The organism is Arthrobacter sp. Y3223164, assembly GCF_059091005.1.
This window is the reverse complement of the sequence record NZ_JBNHGF010000756.1, coordinates 1-674: the sequence shown is the minus strand read 5'-3', so window position 1 is coordinate 674 and position 674 is coordinate 1. Positions and strand designations below refer to the sequence as shown.

Genomic DNA, 674 nt, shown 5'->3' with positions numbered 1-674 from the left:
CCTTGAGCTTCGCGCTCTTCTTTGTCCTGAGCTCGGTCTTGCCCGCTGGGATTCGGCACCACCCAGACCTCGGCGCCGCCTAGCGTTTCCGGTTGCCGGCCCAGCTGCGCCTTCGGCCGCTCAAAACCCACCCGGTAGGCGGTCACTCCCGCGACCGCCACCACCCGGGCCCCCAGGGTCTCGACCCGGGCCGCCAGGCGCCGGGCCCCGGTGCGCAGTTCCTCGGCACCCAGCTCGTCCGCCCTGGCGGTAGCCCGCGGGACAATGTTGGTGATGCCCACGCCGCGGTCGATCAGGTGGTTGCGGTCGGCAGCCGCCATGCCTTTCCCGGCGTAGATCTGATGGTCGGTGATGCCGGCCGCCGCCAGGGCCGGATAGAACCGGTTGCCGGGCCGGGCGAAGTGGGAGCCGGTGGCAGCCGACCAGAGGCCGGGATTGATGCCGACGAACAGCAGGCGCAGGCCCGGGCCCAGCAGATCGGGGACCAGCGCGTCCCGGTAGGCGAGCAGTTCAGCACGGGTAAAGGGCACAAAACCACTCTTTCACACGGCGTGCCGTCCCGGCCGCGAAACCGGCCGTATGCTCAGCCTCACGGCCCCAGCTCCGGACAGACGAAGGCACGGCGCCCAAGAAGGTGCGCCGTGCCCGTGCAGCGGCCCGCCGAGGCGGGCCGG

At 71.5% G+C, this 674-nt stretch carries 1 protein-coding gene; it reads right to left on the bottom strand.

Features of this window, described 5'->3' with window-relative positions:
* Positions 1 to 530, bottom strand: a 530-nt coding sequence (locus tag AC5RUJ_RS17830; RefSeq protein WP_494156461.1) for a mismatch-specific DNA-glycosylase, incomplete at its 3' end; no start/stop codon positions are given.
* Between the last annotated feature and the right edge of the window lie 144 nt (positions 531 to 674).